13 protein-coding genes are annotated in these 21416 nt (G+C 44.3%); 1 reads left to right on the top strand and 12 read right to left on the bottom strand.

Annotated elements, in window-relative coordinates; translation table 11 throughout:
* Window positions 1–197: 197 nt before the first annotated feature.
* From JMY05_RS09385 to JMY05_RS09440, 12 genes are all read right to left on the bottom strand, one after another.
* Window positions 198–1433 (bottom strand): FUSC family protein, encoded by a 1236-nt coding sequence (locus JMY05_RS09385; RefSeq protein WP_045443937.1) that lies wholly within the window; start codon window positions 1431–1433, stop codon window positions 198–200.
* A gap of 245 nt (window positions 1434–1678) precedes the next feature.
* Window positions 1679–2914 carry an FUSC family protein gene (locus JMY05_RS09390; RefSeq protein ID WP_045443935.1) on the bottom strand — a complete coding sequence of 412 codons (1236 nt, stop codon included), beginning with the start codon at window positions 2912–2914 and terminating at the stop codon, window positions 1679–1681.
* A 163-nt stretch (window positions 2915–3077) separates the two neighbouring features.
* Window positions 3078–4499 (bottom strand): glutamate synthase subunit beta, encoded by a 1422-nt coding sequence (locus tag JMY05_RS09395; protein ID WP_060491863.1) that lies wholly within the window; start codon window positions 4497–4499, stop codon window positions 3078–3080.
* Window positions 4500–4679: 180 nt separating this feature from the next.
* Entirely contained in the window at window positions 4680–9143 is a 4464-nt protein-coding gene (gltB, locus tag JMY05_RS09400) for a glutamate synthase large subunit (protein WP_201560977.1), read from the bottom strand.
* A 910-nt stretch (window positions 9144–10053) separates the two neighbouring features.
* Window positions 10054–11127, bottom strand: a complete 1074-nt coding sequence (locus JMY05_RS09405) for a hypothetical protein (protein WP_201614907.1) — start codon at window positions 11125–11127, stop codon at window positions 10054–10056.
* Window positions 11128–11256: 129 nt separating this feature from the next.
* Window positions 11257–12366 (bottom strand): 3-dehydroquinate synthase, encoded by a 1110-nt coding sequence (aroB, locus tag JMY05_RS09410; RefSeq protein ID WP_045443933.1) that lies wholly within the window; start codon window positions 12364–12366, stop codon window positions 11257–11259.
* 118 nt (window positions 12367–12484) lie between these two features.
* Window positions 12485–13045: a shikimate kinase AroK gene (gene aroK / locus JMY05_RS09415; protein ID WP_045443930.1), complete on the bottom strand. Its 561-nt coding sequence runs from the start codon at window positions 13043–13045 to the stop codon at window positions 12485–12487.
* 164 nt (window positions 13046–13209) lie between these two features.
* Window positions 13210–15552 carry a type IV pilus secretin PilQ gene (gene pilQ / locus JMY05_RS09420; RefSeq protein WP_201614908.1) on the bottom strand — a complete coding sequence of 781 codons (2343 nt, stop codon included), beginning with the start codon at window positions 15550–15552 and terminating at the stop codon, window positions 13210–13212.
* Between the two features lie 27 nt (window positions 15553–15579).
* Complete coding sequence (locus tag JMY05_RS09425) at window positions 15580–16113, bottom strand: pilus assembly protein PilP (protein WP_045443920.1); 534 nt, start codon at window positions 16111–16113, stop codon at window positions 15580–15582.
* On the bottom strand, window positions 16113–16847 hold the full coding sequence (locus tag JMY05_RS09430) for a type 4a pilus biogenesis protein PilO (protein WP_045453405.1): 735 nt from the start codon (window positions 16845–16847) through the stop codon (window positions 16113–16115). Before JMY05_RS09430 ends, JMY05_RS09425 begins: the two co-directional genes overlap by 1 nt.
* On the bottom strand, window positions 16844–17506 hold the full coding sequence (locus JMY05_RS09435; protein WP_045443917.1) for a PilN domain-containing protein: 663 nt from the start codon (window positions 17504–17506) through the stop codon (window positions 16844–16846). The genes JMY05_RS09430 and JMY05_RS09435 overlap by 4 nt, the downstream gene beginning before the upstream one ends.
* Window positions 17506–18561, bottom strand: a complete 1056-nt coding sequence (locus JMY05_RS09440) for a pilus assembly protein PilM (protein ID WP_045443914.1) — start codon at window positions 18559–18561, stop codon at window positions 17506–17508. Before JMY05_RS09440 ends, JMY05_RS09435 begins: the two co-directional genes overlap by 1 nt.
* 193 nt (window positions 18562–18754) lie before the next feature.
* Here JMY05_RS09440 and JMY05_RS09445 point away from each other — a divergent pair, with 193 nt between their 5' ends.
* Window positions 18755–21403 carry a penicillin-binding protein 1A gene (locus JMY05_RS09445; protein ID WP_201614910.1) on the top strand — a complete coding sequence of 883 codons (2649 nt, stop codon included), beginning with the start codon at window positions 18755–18757 and terminating at the stop codon, window positions 21401–21403.
* Window positions 21404–21416: the final 13 nt, after the last annotated feature.

Here is a 21416-nt window from a genome sequence, read left to right on the forward strand (position 1 = left end):
TTTTTTAACAACTGTTACCGCAAAAAAAACGCTGACTTAATAAAGTCAGCGTTTTTTATTTATTCTTTCTTGGCTGTTATTTAACTTTTATAGTCGTTTCAATATAATTTGGATACAAGGAAGGCGAGCGAAAGTACTACCAATAGTAGACTAAGCGAGCCTGACACTGTATCTAATTTATATAGGATTGACTATATTTATAAGTGCAAATCAGTTTCACTACCTTTGTGCTCGATACGGCGCTGCTCGCGACGTTGATAGCGCAGACCAGAGGCGGCAAACCATTTTGGCTTAGTCGTTTGCAATAAATCACTGAGCCGCTGCAATTGAACTTGCAAAGTTTGGGTCAGCCAAAAATAGCCTTGCCACTCAAAGCCTAAGTTTTCTACACTTGGATATTCTGATACCGCGATGCGTGTAATGGGTTGGAATACTTCATCATTTGGACTACGTAATACCGCCGCCATATGCTGCATCGCTTGCGTCAATTCGTGCTGATAATGAATAAGCAAAATATGGTTTTCATCATCAATCTCAATATTAGCCAAACGCGGTGCCGCACTTAACAGTAAATCAATCGTACCAATAATATTACGATGGGTACGCTGAATAGTCTCTAGCGTTTCTTTTTCAATGCCCGACTCACTTGCTGTCGCTGCAATATGCGGACGCACGGCAAGCAAACGCTTATTAATCTTTTGTAATGCTTTCACCAAGGACTTATTGACCGGTGTATCTGGTATAGAACTGTTCGATGGATAAATAATACTGGCCGAACTGGTCGCCTTACTATATTTAAACGGCTTGGGCACTAAGACATCCGCATCAATATGATTGCCAACCCCTGCATACAAATTGCTGCAGGTTTCAAGATTACTGGCCAACAAAAACCGCCACATCAACGTCGATTTAAGCGGTAAAATTAACGTCGCGGCCACCGCTACTCCTGCACCAAGCAAAATATTGAACGCGCGATATAAGCCATCTTGGGCAATATTGCTGTGGTCAGGACTCGACACAATCATCAGCATGGTAATACCTGTCAGCAGACCGATATAGCCCAATTGCTTGACCGCCACATAACCGATGATGCCACTGATAATGCCAATCAGTGCATAATATAGCCACAACCAGCCACCGATATCTTTAATCAGCCATAAGAAGCTAAGCCCGACCACCACCCCAAGCAAAGTACCCAATATCCGCTCTTTAGCCTTGGTATAAATCGCCCCTTGATATTGCAACAAACCCAAAATCACAAACACGGTAATGGTCGTCCACTCACCATGCGGCAAGTGCGTAAACTCATTTAACAAGAGCGCAATAAGTACAGCCAGACCCAAACGTATGGCATGCAAAACATCTGCATGCTGATAACGGGCATAAGGCTCTACAAACGGGGCGGTAAATCGTTGCCAAAAAGTCGGTTTCACGCAGGGTATCTCTTATAAGTGAAGGAAGAAAAAATCGGTTAAATTCTAGCTACTGGCTTAACCACTGATAAAGCGCTGATAAAGTCATGATCAAAAAATAGCGCCTTTTACCTATTAAAAGATAAAAGACGCTGAAGGTCAAAGCATGCTAGCACATAACGACAAAAAAACACTCTAACAGCATCGCATTTGGCTATTGGTAATGCTGAAAGGTGCTGACAAATACTTGCCAGCATCTCCTATATTTACAAGTGTAAATCGGACTCGCCCCCCTGCTCTTTCATTCTACGCTGCTCACGCCTTTGATAGCGCAGACCAGAAGCAGCATACCACTGCGGTTTGGTCGTTTGCAGCAGATCACTTAACTGTTGCAGTTGTGCTTGTAACGTTTGCGTCAACCAAAAATATCCTTGCCACTCAAACGTTGCATACTGTACGCTAGGATATTCTGATAGCGCAATACGCGTAATAGGTCGAAAAGTCTGATCGCTTGGACTGCGTAGCACTGCCGCGATATGCTGCATTGCTTGGGTGAGCTCGTGTTGATAGTGAATCAGTAGCGTATGATTATCATCGTCGATATCGATATTCGCCAAACGCGGCGCCGCACTAAGCAATAAATCAATGGTACCGATGATATTGCGATGGGTACGCTGAATCGTTTCTATCGTCTCTTTATGAATGCCGGATTCGCTTGCTGTTGCAGCGATATGTGGACGTACTGCGAGTAGTCGCTTGTTTATTTGCTGCAGCGATTTTATCAACGCTTTATTAACAGGCATATCTGCAATAGCGCTACTTTGAGGATAAGACAGGCTAGCTGAGCTTGTCGCCCTAGTATAGACAAGCGACTTGGGAGCCACTATTTCAGCATCAATATGATGTCCGACACCAGCATAAAGCGTACTACAGGCTTCTAAATTATTTGCCAATAAAAATCGCCACATCAACGTCGACTTTAGAGGTAAGACCACTGTCACCATGACCGCAATACCTGTACCGATTAAGATATTGAGTGCGCGATAGACACCATCTTGCGCCATATTAACTTGATTCAAGTTAGAGACGATCATCAGCATAGTAATGCCAGTGAGTAACCCAGTATACCCTAGTCGCCTGACCGAAAAATAACCAATAATCCCACTAATTATACCAATAAGCAGGTATTCTATCCCTAACCAAGCACCCGTCCCTTTATTGAACCATAAGATCGCAAATGCCACGACGATACCCAAAACCGTGCCCAATACTCGCTCTTTGGCTTTGGTATAAATAGCGCCTTGATACTGTAGCAATCCCAAAATGATAAAGACGGTGATCGTCGTCCATTCCCCATGTGGAAAACGGCTTATTTGATTGGCTAACAGCGCAAACACGATGGCTGCACCGATACGTATGGCGTGCAAGATATCAGCGTGCTGATAGCGCGCATAAGGTTCAATGAATGGTGCAGTAAATCGTTGCCAAATTTTTGGTTTCACGCACAGGTACTCTTATTAATTGAAGAATATATAGTCAATGAAAAGTAATATCGAACCATCATGTACTGCTGATATCAAAAAAAAACGTCTCTTACCTGTTAAAAGGCAAAAGACGTTTGAGATCGAAATAGAGTGTTCAATAATCGGATGTAAACCAAAACCATTATACCTCTAAGAAGTCCAAAATACCTTCAGCGGCTTCACGACCTTCCCAAATCGCAGTCACGACCAAATCAGAACCACGTACCATATCACCACCAGCAAATATCTTGGGGTTTTTGGTTTGGAATTTAAAGGTTTGCTTTTCCGCTGCCAGCACGCGACCAGAGCTGTCCATTGCCACTTGCTGAGACTCAAACCAGTCAGCAGGGCTAGGACGGAAGCCAAAAGCCATAATTACAGCATCACATGGGATAATTTCTTCTGAATTAGGAATCGGCTCAGGACGCTGACGACCACGATTGTCTGGCGCACCCAAGTGAGTCGTGACGACTTTCACGCCATTCACTTTACCATTCAAGCCAATGATTTCTGTCGGTTGACGATTGAATAGAAACTCAACGCCTTCCTCTCGAGCATTGACCACTTCGCGGCGCGAACCTGGCATGTTCTCTTCGTCACGGCGATAGGCACAGACTACTTGCTCAGCGCCTTGGCGAATACTGGTACGGTTACAATCCATCGCAGTATCGCCACCACCTAGTACTACCACTCTTTTGCCTTTAAAGTCGATATATTCTTCAGGATTTTTTTCCCAATCGTTGCAGCGATTGACGTTGGCAATCAGGTAATCTAGCGCATCATGAACACCGACAAGCTCTTCACCAGCAAAGCCGCCACGCATATAAGTGTAAGTACCCATGCCCATAAATACCGCATCGTACTCGCTTAACAGTTCATCAATACTAATGTCAGTACCGATTTCTGTCTCAAGACGAAACTCCATGCCCATACCTTCAAAAATAACACGGCGGTTACGCATGACGTCCTTTTCCATCTTAAACTCTGGAATACCAAAGGTTAATAAACCACCAATTTCAGGACGTTTATCAAACACAACTGGTTTTACGCCATTTCTTACCAAGATATCTGCACAGCCTAACCCTGCGGGACCTGCACCGATGATCGCGACTTTTTTATCTGTCCAAACCACATCAGACATATCCGGACGCCAGCCAAGTGCAAAGGCGGTATCGTTGATGTACTTTTCGACATTACCAATGGTTACAGCGCCAAAGCCATCATTTAAGGTACAAGCGCCTTCACATAAGCGATCTTGTGGACAGACGCGGCCGCAGACCTCAGGCAACGTATTGGTGCGGTGACACAATTCAGCCGCTTGAAATATCTGCCCTTCGGTGGCCAATTTGAGCCAGTTAGGAATGTAGTTATGTACAGGGCACTTCCATTCACAATAAGGGTTACCACACTCCAGACAGCGGTGCGACTGCTGCGCAACGGCTTCACTCTCAAACGGTTTATAAATTTCAACAAATTCCGTTGAGCGCGTGGCGATGTCTTTTTTGGTCGGCTCTAACCGTGGTACATCTAAAAACTGAAAACTATTTTCTAAGCGTTTTGCCATGGTATTGTCTCTTTAATATGAGGCTTTTTATATCAAGCTTTTTTAAAGTGGGCGGTGACAGTCAACGATGTCTCATTTATCGCAAAATTAAGAGATTTATATCGTGACCGTCACTTACCTGCTGAAAACCTTTGAGTTAAAAGGCTTTTAAAAGCGGAACATTGGATAATCCAAGCAAAGCTACTGTGGGTCAGCCATGGTGGTCTTGAGAAGGCTCGCAATGTTTGCCGCTTTAGGCTTCACCAAATAAAACTTACGAACATAGTGTTCAAAGTCAGCCAATATCGTCTGACCCCACGCGCTGCCTGTTTTATTAACATGCGCTTCAATCACTTGCTGCAAATGGATACGATGCTCTTCGGTTTGCTCACTTGAGATACGATTCAGATCGATCAACTCATGGTTACAACGGTCAAAGAAATCGCCTTCCATATCGAGCACATAAGCGAAGCCACCTGTCATACCTGCCCCAAAGTTGAGACCCGTACGCCCAAGAATAGTGACAATACCGCCTGTCATATATTCACAGCAATGATCGCCTGTGCCTTCGATGACTGCATGCGCGCCAGAGTTACGAACACCAAAGCGCTCGCCAGCGGTACCAGCTGCATATAGTTTGCCACCCGTTGCGCCATATAAGCAGGTATTACCAATGATGGCGGTCTCTTGCGCCGTAAAACTTGAGTCTTTTGGTGGATAAATAACAATCTCACCGCCAGCCATGCCTTTGCCGACATAATCATTGGCATCGCCTTCTAGCTCAATATTTAGACCACCTGCATTCCAGACGCCTAAACTCTGCCCAGCAGTGCCAGTCAGATGCAGTTTAATTGGCATATCACTCATGCCAAGGTTGCCCCATACTTGCGCAATCTCACCAGAGATACGCGCGCCGATAGAGCGATCACAGTTACCGACATAATAGCTATAATCGCCGCCATTACCTTGACGAATATTGAGCAGCATATCACTAATCATCTGTTCAGCGAGTAAGCCTTTATCAAATGGCTCATTACGCTCAACCTGACAGGTTTGGGCTTTACCACTACTGGCCGGATGGCTAAATAACAATGGCGTTAAATCCAAATGACGCTGCTTATCCGTGTTGCCTTCTAATACTTCAAGCAAGTCAGTCCGTCCAACCAGCTCTTCCATACTACGCACACCAAGGGCGGCAAGCCATTCACGCGTTTCAGTTGCTACAAATTTAAAGAAGTTAATGAGCATCTCTGCTTCACCAATGAAATGCTCGTCACGTAGTTTGGCTTTTTGCGTCGCAACTCCAGTCGGGCAATTATTCAGATGGCAAATACGTAAGTATTTACAACCAACGGCAATCATCGGCGTGGTACCAAAGCCAAAGCTTTCTGCCCCAAGGATAGCGGCTTTTACCACATCAAGTCCTGTCTTTAGACCACCATCAGTTTGAATACGAACTTTATGACGCAAGCCATTTACTCGTAGTGATTGGTGGGTCTCAGCCAGTCCTAGCTCCCATGGTGAGCCTGCATGATGGATAGACGATAGCGGAGAGGCTGCGGTGCCGCCATCATAGCCTGAAATCGTAATCAAATCGGCATAAGCTTTTGCCACGCCAGTCGCGATAGTACCAACGCCTGGACGTGAGACTAACTTGACCGATACTAGCGCATCTGGATTGACTTGCTTTAAATCAAAAATCAGCTGCGCTAAATCTTCGATAGAATAAATATCATGATGCGGCGGCGGTGAAATCAACGTCACACCCGGTACAGAATAACGTAAGCGTGCAATCAAAGCATTGACCTTGCCACCCGGCAGCTGACCACCCTCACCCGGCTTGGCACCCTGTGCAACCTTGATTTGCATCACTTCTGCTGAACGCAAATACGCTGGGGTGACGCCAAAACGACCCGAGGCAATTTGTTTGATCTTTGAGTTGCGCAACGTGCCATAACGTACTGGATCTTCGCCGCCCTCACCAGAGTTTGAACGTCCACCGATGGTATTCATCGCCATGGCAATCGCTTCATGGGCTTCGGGTGACAATGCCCCTAACGACATGCCCGCCGAGTCAAAGCGCGTCAGAATGGATGAGATATCCTCCACGTCATTAACGTCGATAGAGTTATCTGTTTTTAATTGCAATAAATCACGCAAGGTCGCAACCGGACGGCTATTGACCAAATCAGCATAATTACGATAATTGTCGTAATCACCCGTGCGTACAGCTGTATGCAGGCTGTTAATCACATCTGGATTAAAGGCATGATATTCTTTATTGAAGACAAACTTCAGTAAGCCACCTTGATCGAGTGGCGCGCGACGCTTGAAAGCATTCGCCGCTAGCTGTGCTTGATCGGCAGCTAAGTCAGCAAAGGTCGCACCTTTAATACGACTCTGTACGCCTTTGAAACACAGGCTCACCACCTCTTCAGAGAGACCCACTGCTTCAAATAACTGCGCGCCGCGATAAGAGACAATGGTCGAGATGCCCATTTTTGATAAGATTTTTAGCAAGCCTTTATCCAAGCCTTTACGGAAATTAACCCGCGCTTGAATCGGATCACCAAGCAGCTCACCAGTCGCTACTAAGTCATCAATAACATCATAAGCCAAATAAGGATAAACGCAGGTCGCACCAAAACCAATCAAGACTGCCACTTGATGCGAGTCGCGCGCCAAACCAGTCTCAATGATTAAATTAGCATCAGTACGAATACCTTGACCAATCAAATAATGATGCACCGCACCAGTCACCATGATGGCATTGGCTGGTACTTTATCGGCATCGATGTCTTTATCAGACAACACAATCAAAGTGTGACCAGCTCGGATGCTGTTAGCTACTTGCTCGCAGATAGCCATGATGGCTTCTGATAACTCAAGGGTGCGATCATAGTTTAAATCAATACGCGCCATTTTAAAGGCTGGATCACCCAAGGTCTCAAGCTGCTGCATCTTGCTGGCTGACAGTACAGGCGACGATAAGATAATACGGTGTGCATCTCGCGCTGATGGCGCAAACACGTTAGTTTCAGCACCGAGGCAGGTCTGCAATGACATCACGATAGATTCACGCAATGGATCAATCGGTGGATTGGTCACCTGTGCGAACTGCTGGCGGAAGAAATCACCGACATGGCGGATTTGCTGCGACAGCACTGCCATGGGCGTATCATCACCCATTGAACCGACAGGCTCTTGACCATTTTCGGCATTGGGGCGAATAATTTCAGTACGCTCTTCATTGGTGATGTGATACATTTTTTGCAGTGTTTTTAGCTCATTACCACGGCATGTTTGCGCTGCTAACTCTTCCTCTAAACGCTCATCATCACGGATACGGGTTGCTTCTTCACGCAGCCATTTACGGTACGGATGGGCTTTTTTCAGTAACGTCGCAATCGCTTTAGTATCTAAAATTTGACCCGTTAAAGTATCAATAACGAGCATTTGACCAGGGCCAACGCGTCCTTTTGCCAATACATCTTTTGGCGAGTAATCCCACACACCAACTTCAGAGGCAACGGTGATATAGCCGTTCTTGGTCGTCACCCAGCGCGATGGGCGCAGACCGTTACGATCAAGCATACAGACCGCATAGCGTCCATCTTGAATCACCAAACCTGCTGGACCATCCCACGCTTCCATGTGCTGCGAATAAAACTCATAGAACGCGCGCAAATCCATATCCATGCTATCGACATTCTGCCAAGCAGGTGGCACGAGAATCGACATCGCATGGAATAGATTCATACCACCTGACATGAGGACTTCAAGCATATTATCTAAGCTTGATGAGTCAGAGCCCGTACTGTTCACCAGTGGCGTCAATTCATTCAAATTGGGCAGTTTGTCTGATTTTAGTTTTGGCGTCCGTGCCTCAGACCAGTTGCGATTGCCTGTGATGGTATTCAACTCGCCATTGTGGGCAAGATAACGAAACGGCTGCGCCAAAGGCCAACGCGGCAAGGTATTGGTGGAGAAACGTTGATGAAATACCACGATATGCGATGCCAAACGCGCATCTTGTAGATCCAAGAAAAATGCTGGCAAGTCTGATGGCATCACCAAACCTTTATAGATAATCGTCTGACAGCTCAATGAGCACACATAAAACAGCTCATCATCAGCCAAGCGCTGCTCTGCTTTTTTGCGTGCGACAAACAGTTTACGGTTAAAGTCATCCGCTGCCAAATCATCGGGTGCGTTGACAAACACTTGCTTAAAATCAGGTAAAGTCTCACGGCCAATGTCACCGACGATGCTCAAATCAAGCGGCACATCACGCCAGCCAGCAACCTCTAATCCTTGGGCGACAATCTCATCGCTAAGCACTTGCTGGCTATCACAAGCTTTTGTCTCATCTAAATTGACAAAGATCATACCAACGGCAAAGTTGTCAGTAATCGCGAACCCTTGCTCAGCAGCAATACCTCTAAAAAACTCAATAGGCGTCGCCAGTAGTAGACCACAACCATCACCCGTTCTACCATCAGCAGCAACACCGCCGCGATGGGTCATACAGCTTAGACTATGAATAGCAGTTTTTACCAAATCATGGCTGGCTTGTCCCTCAATATGAGCGATCAAACCAAAACCACAGTTATCAGAAAAGTCATCTGGCGTGGCCAGGTGGGTTTGCGAGGAAATCATTGACATGGCTAGTCCTTTTAGGTGAACGGGCAATTTATGCATCCAATGCAGATCATAAACTGAAGACCGTAAGCAGAACGGGCTAATAATTAATATTCGTATATCCGAATTAATAAATGGTGTGACGCTCATAGACATCATACTTTGAGACTAAGGTGAAAGCTCTGGCACTCCCAGTCATTGAATGATGTTTCAATAGATCATTAACATATTAAAAGATAGTAAACGGTCGCCCTTGGCAATGACATACAGCCCTGTATACCCGTTACCTAATCATCAATAACACAATGTCGCTATCTTGAGTGTCACTTGTTATCACACCATGCCTAGCAATCCAGACTGATTGACTACGCATGTAATAACCGTGCATTTGATTAATTTTGAATATCTGACGCTCTGTAATCAAGCGCTTCATTCACTCTAAAGAGAGCGATAATAAGAGAGGTTGCGTCACTTGCGATAGCTTAATTATAGATAGCAAGTGACAACGCTTGAGACAAAAAAATTTAGTAACGCATCTTTTAAATGATAGAAGTTTACCAATTCATTGTTAAAAAACAATTTTTACGATAACTATACAGAACGTCGCCCACAGTTATATTAGTTAATGACGGACAAAAAATCTAGTCTTTTCTATCGATTCATCCACCATATTTTGTAAGAGAACTTATTACTATTGGTTATAGGATGATTAAATGTTCTATGCAAATTTTGATACATAGTATGTGTGACAAGGCTTAGTTGAGATGCTTAATTAAGATCAACTTCTTTTGAAAACGTATTTTTAGCACTAATTATATGTTTTACGATGCTCCACAAAAAAACCCACTAACCAGCTTGTCAGTGGGTTTTTTTAATCATAGTGGTAACGAGGTTATCATAACTATCAACGATATGGTCACAAGACAAACATACTCTAATTACTTTTGTCTTCTATCAGTGTTTTTATGCTGTCGTTATTGCTCTTAGGAGGATTGGTATTCTTGCTAGTAGTGTTTGCGCCAGAATTTGTGCTACTGGTACTACTTGGCGGCTTCGGTGTTGCGACTACTGGGGGTTTTTTAGTGGTATTTTCAGTGCCTGATGTCGCTGGTTTTTTATTCTCTGATTCAGACTTAGTTCCACTACCCTCATTTTTAGGCGTGGTGATAGAGGATACTTCCTCTTCATTGCCAACAATACGCTCTTCAGTGACCGATAAAGTATCGGAGGTATCTGCTGACTGACGGATACTTTCATTGTCGCTGTTACTGGCAGTTTCTTTACTGCTACGACCAGCATTGTCCCCATTATCCGTTTCTGGCAGTGGCTGGCGCACTGGCACTTCGCGCTTAGTCGGTTTTAAATCAACAGAACGTGTGCGTCTGGTGCTCAAATCTTTAACTGGATCAGGTCGCTCATAATTATCAATGATACCGACATAACGGTTGATCTCTTCTGGCAACACACGCACATTGGCTGGCAACTTAAAGTCTATCAGTTTTGCCGCGCCAACCGCTTCTTGTGGACTACTCATGAGCCCATAAGTTAACATATAGCGAACTTGATTTTCATCGTCAAGATAACGGAAATAAGCAAATTTATTACGGTCTGCGCGGCCTTCTAGATAACTGACAATCACATCGTTTTCGGCGACATTCATCACCTGCACTGTCCACTTACCTTTATTCGCCAACAGATAACGTTTGTCTTTAAACTCAGCAGGATAATTGCGCAAATCACGTACCGTCGTATCAAAACTAATGGGCTGCACGTCGGTATCAAGCTCGTGTAACGACTCTATTTTTAAGGGCTGCTCAAGCTCAGCACTCAATGGTTGCGGTGCTGATATGGGGGCATTTTCAATTTTGGCACCCATCGCTGGCGTTTGACTAAACATCCAAATCAGAGCCGTAACCACACCCAGCAGCAAGGTCATTATCAGCCAAATCAACGCTTGACGGCGATATGACTGGCTAGCGGTACGCGGCGTCGATCTTGAAGCTGCCATGGGAGTATCCTTGGTGAAAATAAAGTTGACCGCATTCAAGAGATGCGCAGTAAGTAGAATGGCGGCGAGCCAGTCTGCTTTAAACCGTTGCGTTCAGTGAGCATTCACGAGCACTAAAGCTTTAAGACATTATACGCGGTGTTGTGACAATACCTCGTGCAAAAGATCTTCATCGAAATCATTGGTCAATACGGCCTGACCTAGTGATTTTAACAAAATCAGGCGGATTTGTCCGTGTTTCACTTTTTTATCATGTCCCATCAAGCTTAGCGCCGTTTGTGTATCAATGCGTGGCGGGGTGATAGGCAAATTTGCTAAGGTTAAAATACGCTTAATACGAGCAACGTCTTCGACCGTTAACCAACCCATTCTCTGTGATAACTCTGCGGCTTGTACCATGCCAGCAGCGACTGCCTCACCGTGTAGCCAATTACCATAGCCCTCATGGGTTTCAATGACATGACCAAAAGTATGACCAAAATTTAACAATGCTCGCACGCCTGACTCTCTTTCATCTTGCGCGACGATATCGGCTTTATACTGACAGCAGCGTTTTACGGCATCACCAAGTACCGCTAAATCCAAATCCATCATCGCTGGCAGATTGACTTCCAGCCAATCTAAGAACGTGACATCCATAATGAGTGCATATTTAATAACCTCAGCCAACCCGGCTGACAACTCGCGCGCTGGCAAAGTCTTGAGCGTACTCATGTCTGCAAGGACCATTTGCGGCTGCCAAAAAGCGCCAATCATGTTTTTGCCTTGAGGATGATTGATGCCCGTCTTACCACCAACGCTCGAATCCACTTGTGACAGTAGCGTGGTTGGAATCTGGATAAAGTTTACACCACGCATAAAGCTTGCAGCAGCAAAGCCCGTCATATCACCAATAACGCCACCACCTAAAGCAATAAGCGTAACGTCACGATTAAAATGCGCTACCATCAATACATCGTAAATTTGATCAATACTGCTCTGATGCTTATATTGCTCACCATCTGGCAATACGCAAACACGCACAGTGAACTGCTCTGTTAACTCTTTCTCTAAAGCGCTTAGGTACAAAGGCGCAACAGTGTCATTAGTGACAATCAATATTTGGCGACCACGAATATAAGGTGTGATCAGCTTTGCCATACTGTTGTGCTCTATCGCTGTTTTCTCAGTAATGACGATTGGATAGTCATGGCTTTGCGTATGAACCGTTAAACCGTCATGAAACAGTGGCGTTGCCATTAAACACTCCCTAAGCATTTTGAATGAGGTAAAAGTAGCTGAGCTTAACTAGGGCGCGTCCTGATTTTTATCGCCATTTTTAAATGAGGACACGCCTTGATAAAGTTTATCATTATGGTTAATTTTCTTTATCTTTTGGTGCTATAACAGTCGAGTCAGTAAATGATTCTAGTTGCTGTAAGAGCTGATTGACCATATGACGGGGATAAGTATGACCGGTTGGCATAATAATATGAGCGACTTGGCGATATAAGGGATCACGCGTGCTATATAAATCTTGCAAGATTTTTCTAGGATTTGGCTGCTGTAACAGTGGTCGTGATTTGTCTTTAGCCGTGCGAGCCATTTGCACATCAACTGGCGCATTCAAATAAACCACGATGCCGCGCTGATGCAAAAACGCTCTGTTTTCAGCACACATCACAGCGCCACCACCGGTCGCTAAAACGATTTGGTCTTTTTGAGTCAACTCATCGATGGCGCGCGTTTCACGCTCACGGAAGCCCGCCTCGCCTTCTTTGGCGAATATCCAAGCAATGTCAGCCCCTGTCTGCGATTCAATGTACCAATCACTGTCTACAAAGGTGCGCCCCAACTGCTTAGCCAGCAATTTACCGATGGTTGTCTTCCCTGCTCCCATCGGCCCTACTAAAAACACCGACGGCAATTCCTCCACCATAATACTTACTCAGCTAAATTAGCTATGATACAACGTCATTGATATTCTGGCTAGTAATGAGCGTTGATTATTGTTAGTAAAATTCAATCAATATGAAAATTTTCCCATAAAAAAAGCAAGCGTTGATGCTTGCTTCTTTTGAGCGAAAACCAATCAATAAATGATTAATCTATGCGGCTAATACCATCATTGATTAATTTTGGCGTGATAAATATCAGCAGCTCTTCTTTAGAGTTGTTGCGCACATCCTTACGGAAGGCACGACCAATATAAGGCAGATCACCTAAGAACGGTACTTTATCGACACCATTGCTTTTGCTGTTCTTAAAGACGCCACCTAACACAATGGTCTGACCGTCTTCAACCATGACATTGGTTGAAACAGAATCTTCGGCAATAGCAACTTGCCCATCTAGCGATCTTACTGGTGTGCCGTTAGTGATTAACAATTGCAAACCGATTTTGCCATCTGGGGTGATATTTGGTGTGGCCTCTAGACTCAATGCTGCTTCTTTAAAGCTAGTAGTGGTTGCTCCACTGGCAGACGCTTCTTGATAAGGAATCTGCGTCCCTGAAGAGACTTTCGCCGTTTGCTTGTCTGCTGTCAGAATCTTCGGCGTAGAAATCACTTCACCACGGTTATCCGCTTGCATGGCTGACAGCTCAAGATCTAACATAAAATCAGATATACCGAGCAAACCAAAGGCAATACTACCCGCGGGGTTGGCAACCCCTAAATCGACGTTTAAGTTATCAGGGCGGCTAATATCGTATGAAGGATAAGAAACCGTTTGACCATTTACCGTCGTCGTTTCTACATCAAAGTCTTTTAAATCCCATAACGTTTGATTACTACCACCGACCAATAAATTACGGTTGTTGGCAGCACCATTTGACAAGATACCCCAACGAACCCCAATCTCTTTACTAAAGCTATCAGTGGCACTCACAATACGCGCTTCAATCATGACCTGACGGACTGGAATATCAATTTTACCAATCAACTTATGGATATTTTCGATACTGTCAGCCACATCTTTAATAATTAAAGTATTGGTACGTTCATCTACCGTTACCGTTCCACGATTAGACAATAAGGTATTGTTATCAGCAGCATTTGCATTGCTGCCACCTGATGAGCCACTGCCTTGAGAAATAAGTGTCAAAACATCTGGCGCTTTTGCATAGCTAAGACGAATATATTCTGTGCGTAATGGCGCAAAAGACTCAACCGCTTGCTGCGCTTCAAGCTCACGTGCTTCTTGCTCAGCAAGCTCGGTGGAAGGCGCAACCAAAATGACATTGCCATTTTCACGCTTACCAAGATTTTTACTCTTTAGAATAATATCTAGCGCTTGATCCCATGGGACATTAATCAGGCGTAAGGTGATATTGCCCGCGACTGAATCACTAGCCACAATATTCATTTCTGTGAACTGCGCTAGGATATCTAAGACACTGCGAATTTCAACGTCTTGAAACTCCATAGATAGCGCTTCACCGCTATAGACTTTTTCTTCAAGTGTTGGCTCACGTAGTAGCTCAGGTTTTCTGATATTAATATTCAGCTGATTGCCTGATTGATAAGCCTGATACTCATAATCTTCTTTGACATTAATAGTGATTACACCATTCTGACCTTGGTTTTTAGTATCAATACTATCAACCAGACCACTATTAATATTCAAACGACGCAATAAATTTCTTGGCACGGTGCTACCCGTTAAGCGTACCACTAACTTGTTGCCTTGACGTTGTACATCAACGGGAATGGCTTCATTGGTAAGTGCGATGCTAACGTTGCCACCACCATCATTTCCTGCGGCAAAATTGACGGCACTCAAACCATCATAGCTATATTGCTTACTCACTTGCGATGCAGCAAGTTGTGGGCTTAATAATGGGTTAACTCTGACCACCATGGTATCAGCAGGCACTTGGTTTTTAACCACCGTTTTACTGGCTATATTGACTGCCGGTGCACTACTGGTTTCTAAAATCGGTGTAACGACTGCTGTCGTCGTGATCGCATTATTGTCATTGAGTACGTCTTGGATAGGATCATTGGTCATTACTGGACGGTTAGGATCAGTAATGGTCAATAGTAAATCGTTATCCTCAATCGATGTCGTATAGTTACCTGCCTGTTTTAGCTCAACAATCAGGCGCGTGGTACTGTCACTATTTAAAGTCGTGACCTTATCAATCATACCAATATTGTATTCATTAAAGCGACTAGCAAGTCCATTTTGCACTTGTTCAAAATCTAATACCAAACGGCTAGGGTTATCAAGCTGATAGGCAGCAGGTAACACTGGTAAACCTTCAAATCCCAAACGCATTTGCGTCACTGCTGGTGCAGTTTGTACCACAGAAACTTCGTTAATGCGCTGTGCGGCATGGGCACTATTACTCACTGCTACCATGCTGATTGCCAATGCTGAAATGGCAAAAGCAGAAGATACGCGGTTGCTCATCATCGTTACCTTGTTATTGCGTACTGTCATTATTTATTCCTCAAAAAATCTGCCGACTTAGCTTATGGGTGAAACCAACGACTGGGGTTTTTCAACAAACCCAGCGCGGCTGTCTGGCACAATTTCAATCAAGTTAATCTGGGTCGGCGTGATTTCAACAATACGGCCGTCATTTAGTCCAAGATAATCACCTACTTTAACACTCGCGACTGAACCATCAGGGCGTTGTACCAACGCATATCGCTGACCTTCAGGTGAAATTACGACACCACGAAAAATCAGTTGCGATAGCTCATATTGCTCAAGAGGTTCTTTCACTCTGGTAATGTCAGGACGCACACCATCGATGGAAGTGGTAGGACCTTGGACATTGACTAAACTCGGTGGTAAGAATGGACTGCGCTGTGCGCTGGCACTATAAACAAAGTCTTCTACTAGCTCAGCTTTGGGCGGTGGTTCAATAGGTTGAGCTGGCTGATTACGGATATCGTTCATTGATTGCTCTGCCATACCAATGCGATCCGCACACCCTGTCATGGACAATACAGCCATGCTTAAAACCAATAGCGTAGGCAGTTTTTGAATATTCATTAGTTGCCTCCTGCATTATCAGTGGTTGCAGCGTCAGTGACAGCAACCGTTTCATCACCCTCAGGGTCAGCTTCTTTTGAACGATAGGTTTTGGTTTGTAATACCAAATTAAGCTCCGGTAAAACATCCAATGTCGGCTGCGGATTGCTGACCTCAAAATCATGCATAGTAATGATTCGTGGTAAGGCGGCAAGACCACTAATAAAGCTACCAAACTGATGATATTCGCCCAAAGCAGCAATGCGGATAGGTTGCTCAATAAAAAATTCGTTTTCAATCTCAGGCTCTACTGAAATGTCTTGAAAACGTATATTGCTGCCGACACCCGTCATGTTAATGCCCTCTACCAGCTCTGATACACGAGTATCTTTTGGTAGCTGATCGAGTAAGGTATTGAACTCAGCTTCCATTTGGACAACTTGCTCTTGGTAAGCTTTTAAATGACGCGCGCGTGATTCTTTTTCACGATAGCTATCAAGTAACGTTTGTTGCTGACTCTCAGCAGCATTGATCTCATCGATCTTACTACTAATCGGTAAAGCCCACGCCAACGCTGCGATGAGCGTAATGATAAGCCCTATTACCGTTACCTTTACAGGTAATGGCCAGCTGCCGTAGTTTTCAGAGTCCAACGATTCAAAACTGCGGCGAAACTCCTGTAAATCAAACTGTTGCTTTGGTTTCAAGGCTGTTTTTTTGGTTTTAATCAGGCTTTTTTTACGGTTAAGCTTCATAACTCACCTCCAGGTACAGTGGTACCGTCAGCACCTTCTACAGGAACGGCTGTTTCCGACTGTACTTTGGTCGTGATCACAAACTGTACATAACTGTCTTCAGGATAAATAGGACGCGGCTGTTCGCCAGCGGTGACCGTATTATTAAGCACTGGTGCAGATTCATAAGCACTGATATTTTGTTGGATATTACTAACGGCTGAATCACCCATCCATTTACTATCATCAAGATTACGAATCAAACTTGATACAATATTTGGATTATCAGCTCGACCTGTCAACGTCAAAACATCGCCTTCACGTTTGAGGTTATTCAAATAGAGTGCCGGCGGAATGGCTTTAGCAAGATCATCCCATAAACGAACAGGCACAGGACGTCGACCCTGCAAGTCTTGAATGACTTGCATACGTGAAATAATATCCTCACGGCGCTGCTCCAGACTATCAATTTCAGTCAAAGCCGTATCTAAAAGCGCATTTTCTTTTTCAATCAATGCGTTCGCATCAAGTTGTTCATCAAGCTCGTTGTTAAAGTAGCTCCATGAAGCAAATGCAGCCAATAAAGTGAGTAAAGTCACTGCCACTACTAACGTGAGAAATTCTTTATTGCGACGCTCGCGCTCTTCTTGGCGCCAAGGTAATAGGTTAATACGAGCCATTAGTCGAAGCTCCTTAACGCAAGACCGCATGCAGCCATTAAACTTGGTGCATCAATGGCCAGTTGCTCATTATCGATATTTGGTGCAATAGTCATATTGATAAAAGGGTTGGCAATACTGACAGTCACCCCAAGTTTTTGCTGTGCCATGCCAGCAAGACCAGCAATAGAGCTACTACCACCAGCAAGAACCACATGATCGATACTACTGTATTGGCTGGAAGAAAAATAAAATTGCAATGAGCGAGTAATTTGTTGAATAGCATTTTCGATAAAAGGCGTCAACACATCAAGGTAGTAGTCATCTGGTAAGGTACGCTCACGCTTACTGATAGCCGCTTCTTCAGCAGATAGTCCATAACGATTTTGTATCGCTTCTGTCAACTGAACACCACCAAATAGTTGTTCACGGCTATAGATAAACTCACCGTTTTTAGCAATATATAAAGTCGTTTGATTGTGACCAATATCTATCAGAGCCACTAACTCAGGAGCATTTGGTAAGTTATCTACCATGAGTCCAAAAGCACGCTCTATCGCATGGGATTCAATATCCATGACCTTCGTTTGAAGACCACCAAAGGTTAAGGCATCAACTCTTTGGTCAACATTCTCCGAGCGTGATGCGGCAAGCAAGACTTGCACCATGTCATCACTTGCTAAAGAAGGCCCTAAAACTTCAAAGTCTAGGTTGACGTCTTCTAATGGATAAGGTATGTATTGATCAGCATCTAAACGTATCTGCGCTTCACGCTCAACGTCGCTTAGCGCAGCATCCATATCAATAATTTTAGTGATTACTGCTGACCCTGACACGGCAGTTGCAGCACTACTACCAGCGACATGACAACGTTTAGCTAAGTTAGCAATAATATGACCAACCGCTTCAGTATCTACAAGAAGTTTATCGACGACTATACCTTCTGGCAGTCTTTCAATACCATAAGATTTTAGATGAAACATGCCCTGTTGGCGCTGTATGTCAACCAACTTTACTGAAGTGGCACAGATATCCACACCAATTAAATTCTGACTTTTGGAAGTAAATAGCCTCACAAACTCTATACCTTATATTAAGTGTACAATCTGATAGTTATTTGTAATAATTCAGTACAATACTTTACTTAACAGATAGATTCAAGCATTTAAACAGGTTATTAAGGTCAACTTACACATTTATTATGACCTGCTGATTTTGTTCAAGGTATAATGTTTTATCTGTTGCAAATTTTAATTGATAAGTCTTCTTATGACCAAAAAAAATGCTACCGCCCGTCTCATTCACTTTTTGGTGGGGCTTGTTATTGCCTGCTTGGCATTGGCAGTTATCTTAGCACTTGCTGTGCCCATTGGTTTTTATGGGATGGCGATGTATTTATCGCCTACCCTGCCTAGCATTCAAGAGATTAAAACAGCAAATTTAGAGATGCCATTACAGATATATAGTAGTGATGACAAACTCATTGGCCAATATGGTAACCGTTTATCCTTACCCGTTACTTTTGAAGATATTCCTGAAAATTTGACTCATGCTTTTTTAGCAGCAGAAGATGCGTCCTTTTTTCAGCACAGCGGTATTAGTATTAAAGGTCTTGGTCGCGCAGTGACAGAAGTAGTGACTGACGACGACAGCCAAACGGGCGGCTCTACCATTACCATGCAGGTTGCCAAAAACTACTTCTTAAGTCCAGAGCGCACCTTAAATCGCAAATTGGTCGAGCTATTTTTAGCACGTAAAATAGAAGATGAACTCAGTAAAAATGATATCTTGACGCTTTATGTCAACAAAATCTATCTAGGCGAAGGCGCTTATGGTATCCGCGCCGCGGCCAAAAAATACTATAGTAAATCACTAGAAAACCTCACTATTGCTGAAACAGCAATGCTGGCAGGTCTACCAAAAGCCCCTTCTAAATACAATCCTGTTGCCAATCCCAGTCGCGCGCTGACTCGCCGCAACTGGATTATTGGACGCATGCACGAGTTAGGCTATATCAGCAAAGCACAACGCGACGAAGCGATTAGCTCACCAGTAGGCATTAACCTCTATAAAGAGAAGCTCGACGTCAATATGCCGTATTTGGCAGAAATGACACGCTCTACCTTAGTTGATCGCTATGGTGAGCAAGTGATGCATAGTGGATGGCGGGTACGCCTTACGGTTGATAGCAAAGCACAGACAGATGCGGAAGCGGCGGTACTGACAGGTTTGGTGGCTTACGAACATCGTCATGGTTGGCGCGGGGCTGAAGCAAATGATGAACCGCTAGAAAATTTCCGCCGCTATAGCAATATGACTCCTGCCAAAGTCACCAAGGTTAATGCTCGCAGTTTTGAGGCGACAATGCCTTCTGGTGAGAATGTGACCGTTGGTTGGTCTGGGATGAGCTGGGCACGCAAGTATATTTCTGCCAATCGTATCGGTTACTTTCCTGACAACGCCCGCCAAATTGTCAATAAAAATGATATCATTCGTTTGATACCGACCGCGAATGGTAATTGGCAGCTGGGACAAATTCCCAAACTACAAGGAAGTCTGGTCTCCTTGAATCCAGAAACTGGCGCTGTTAATGCATTGGTCGGTGGCTTTGACTTTAATCACAGTAAATTCAATCGTGCTCTACAAGGCTGGCGTCAACCAGGCTCAACCATTAAACCGCTTGTCTATACCGCTGCTCTAGAAAAAGGCTATCGCCCAGATAGCATTGTTTCGGATCGACCGATTCAAGTGGGTGACTGGAAACCGAAAAATTCTGATCAACGTTTTTTAGGCGAAATCACTTTACGCCGTGGACTGTATTTATCTCGTAACTTAGTCTCTATTCGTCTCTTACAAGCCATTGGTATATCTGATACGCGCGACCTATTAGATGAATTCGGACTTGATAAAGAAAAGCTACCGACGACTTTGTCGTTAGCGTTAGGTGCAGGGCAAGCAACACCATTACAAATGGCAACAGCCTATGCTACATTCGCGAATGGTGGTCACCGTGTACAGCCGTATTTTATCGAACAAATTTATAATTATAATAATAACCTCCTCTTTCAGGCAAACCCACGCCAAGCGTGTGCCACCTGCTTCAATGAAAAACTTGAAGACCTCAATAGAAATCTCATCGAAGATTATAAGAAGTCAATTGAAAATGAAGACAGTGCTATCGATGATGAAGTGACGGTTAAAGAACAAAATTTAGAGAACAATGATGATATTGAACAAAGCGGTAAAACGCTAAATCTAAAGGTTTATGATGCTAGTCCACAGGCCGATCGCTTAAAAGCGCCAGCGGTTCAATATGCACTGGCTAAGCAAGCACCTCGAATCTTACAACCCAGAGTCGCTTTTGAGATGGCAGATATCTTACGTGACGTCGTACAGCGTGGTACGGCAGTACGAGCCAAGGCTTTAGGTCGTGATGATATTGGTGGCAAGACCGGTACCACCAATGAAGCAAAAGACGCTTGGTTTGCAGGTTTTCATCCTACCAATGCAACTGTCGTGTGGATGGGTTTTGATCAACCATCAACCATGGGTCGTCGCGAATATGGTGGTGTGGCAGCCCTACCCGTTTGGATGGATTTTATGAAAGCCCAACTCAAAGACACGCCTCATCAATGGGTATCTATCAATAACCGCGCCAAATCGAAAAAGCAAACGCAAAGAATTATAGAAATGACTGATGATGGTATTCTGGCCGATGATGAAGATACGGATAGCAGCGAATCAGAAAAACCAGTTAAGACGCAGACTCAACAGCGTAAATCACCACCAGCTGAGCCTGTTGAAGCACAAAGTAGCTCTCAAGCAGCCAAACCTAGTAACAGTCGTAGTAATGATAGCGTGCCGCAAAACCCTTTATCGGTAACACCCGTTGAGCGCATGCCACCGATACCAGAGTAGACAACCATTAATA

Source organism: Psychrobacter sp. JCM 18902 (genome assembly GCF_904846615.1).
In the GTDB taxonomy this organism is placed as follows: Bacteria; Pseudomonadota; Gammaproteobacteria; order Pseudomonadales; family Moraxellaceae; genus Psychrobacter.

What these genes read in the sequence shown, in the direction of transcription:
- JMY05_RS09395 (WP_060491863.1), bottom strand. Translation starts at nt 4,499, where the DNA reads ATGGCAAAACGCTTAGAAAATAGTTTTCAGTTTTTAGATGTACCACGG.
- gltB (WP_201560977.1), bottom strand. Translation starts at nt 9,143, where the DNA reads ATGTCAATGATTTCCTCGCAAACCCACCTGGCCACGCCAGATGACTTT.
- JMY05_RS09405 (WP_201614907.1), bottom strand. Translation starts at nt 11,127, where the DNA reads ATGGCAGCTTCAAGATCGACGCCGCGTACCGCTAGCCAGTCATATCGC.
- aroB (WP_045443933.1), bottom strand. Translation starts at nt 12,366, where the DNA reads ATGGCAACGCCACTGTTTCATGACGGTTTAACGGTTCATACGCAAAGC.
- aroK (WP_045443930.1), bottom strand. Translation starts at nt 13,045, where the DNA reads ATGGTGGAGGAATTGCCGTCGGTGTTTTTAGTAGGGCCGATGGGAGCA.
- pilQ (WP_201614908.1), bottom strand. Translation starts at nt 15,552, where the DNA reads ATGACAGTACGCAATAACAAGGTAACGATGATGAGCAACCGCGTATCT.
- JMY05_RS09425 (WP_045443920.1), bottom strand. Translation starts at nt 16,113, where the DNA reads ATGAATATTCAAAAACTGCCTACGCTATTGGTTTTAAGCATGGCTGTA.
- JMY05_RS09430 (WP_045453405.1), bottom strand. Translation starts at nt 16,847, where the DNA reads ATGAAGCTTAACCGTAAAAAAAGCCTGATTAAAACCAAAAAAACAGCC.
- JMY05_RS09435 (WP_045443917.1), bottom strand. Translation starts at nt 17,506, where the DNA reads ATGGCTCGTATTAACCTATTACCTTGGCGCCAAGAAGAGCGCGAGCGT.
- JMY05_RS09445 (WP_201614910.1), top strand. Translation starts at nt 18,755, where the DNA reads ATGACCAAAAAAAATGCTACCGCCCGTCTCATTCACTTTTTGGTGGGG.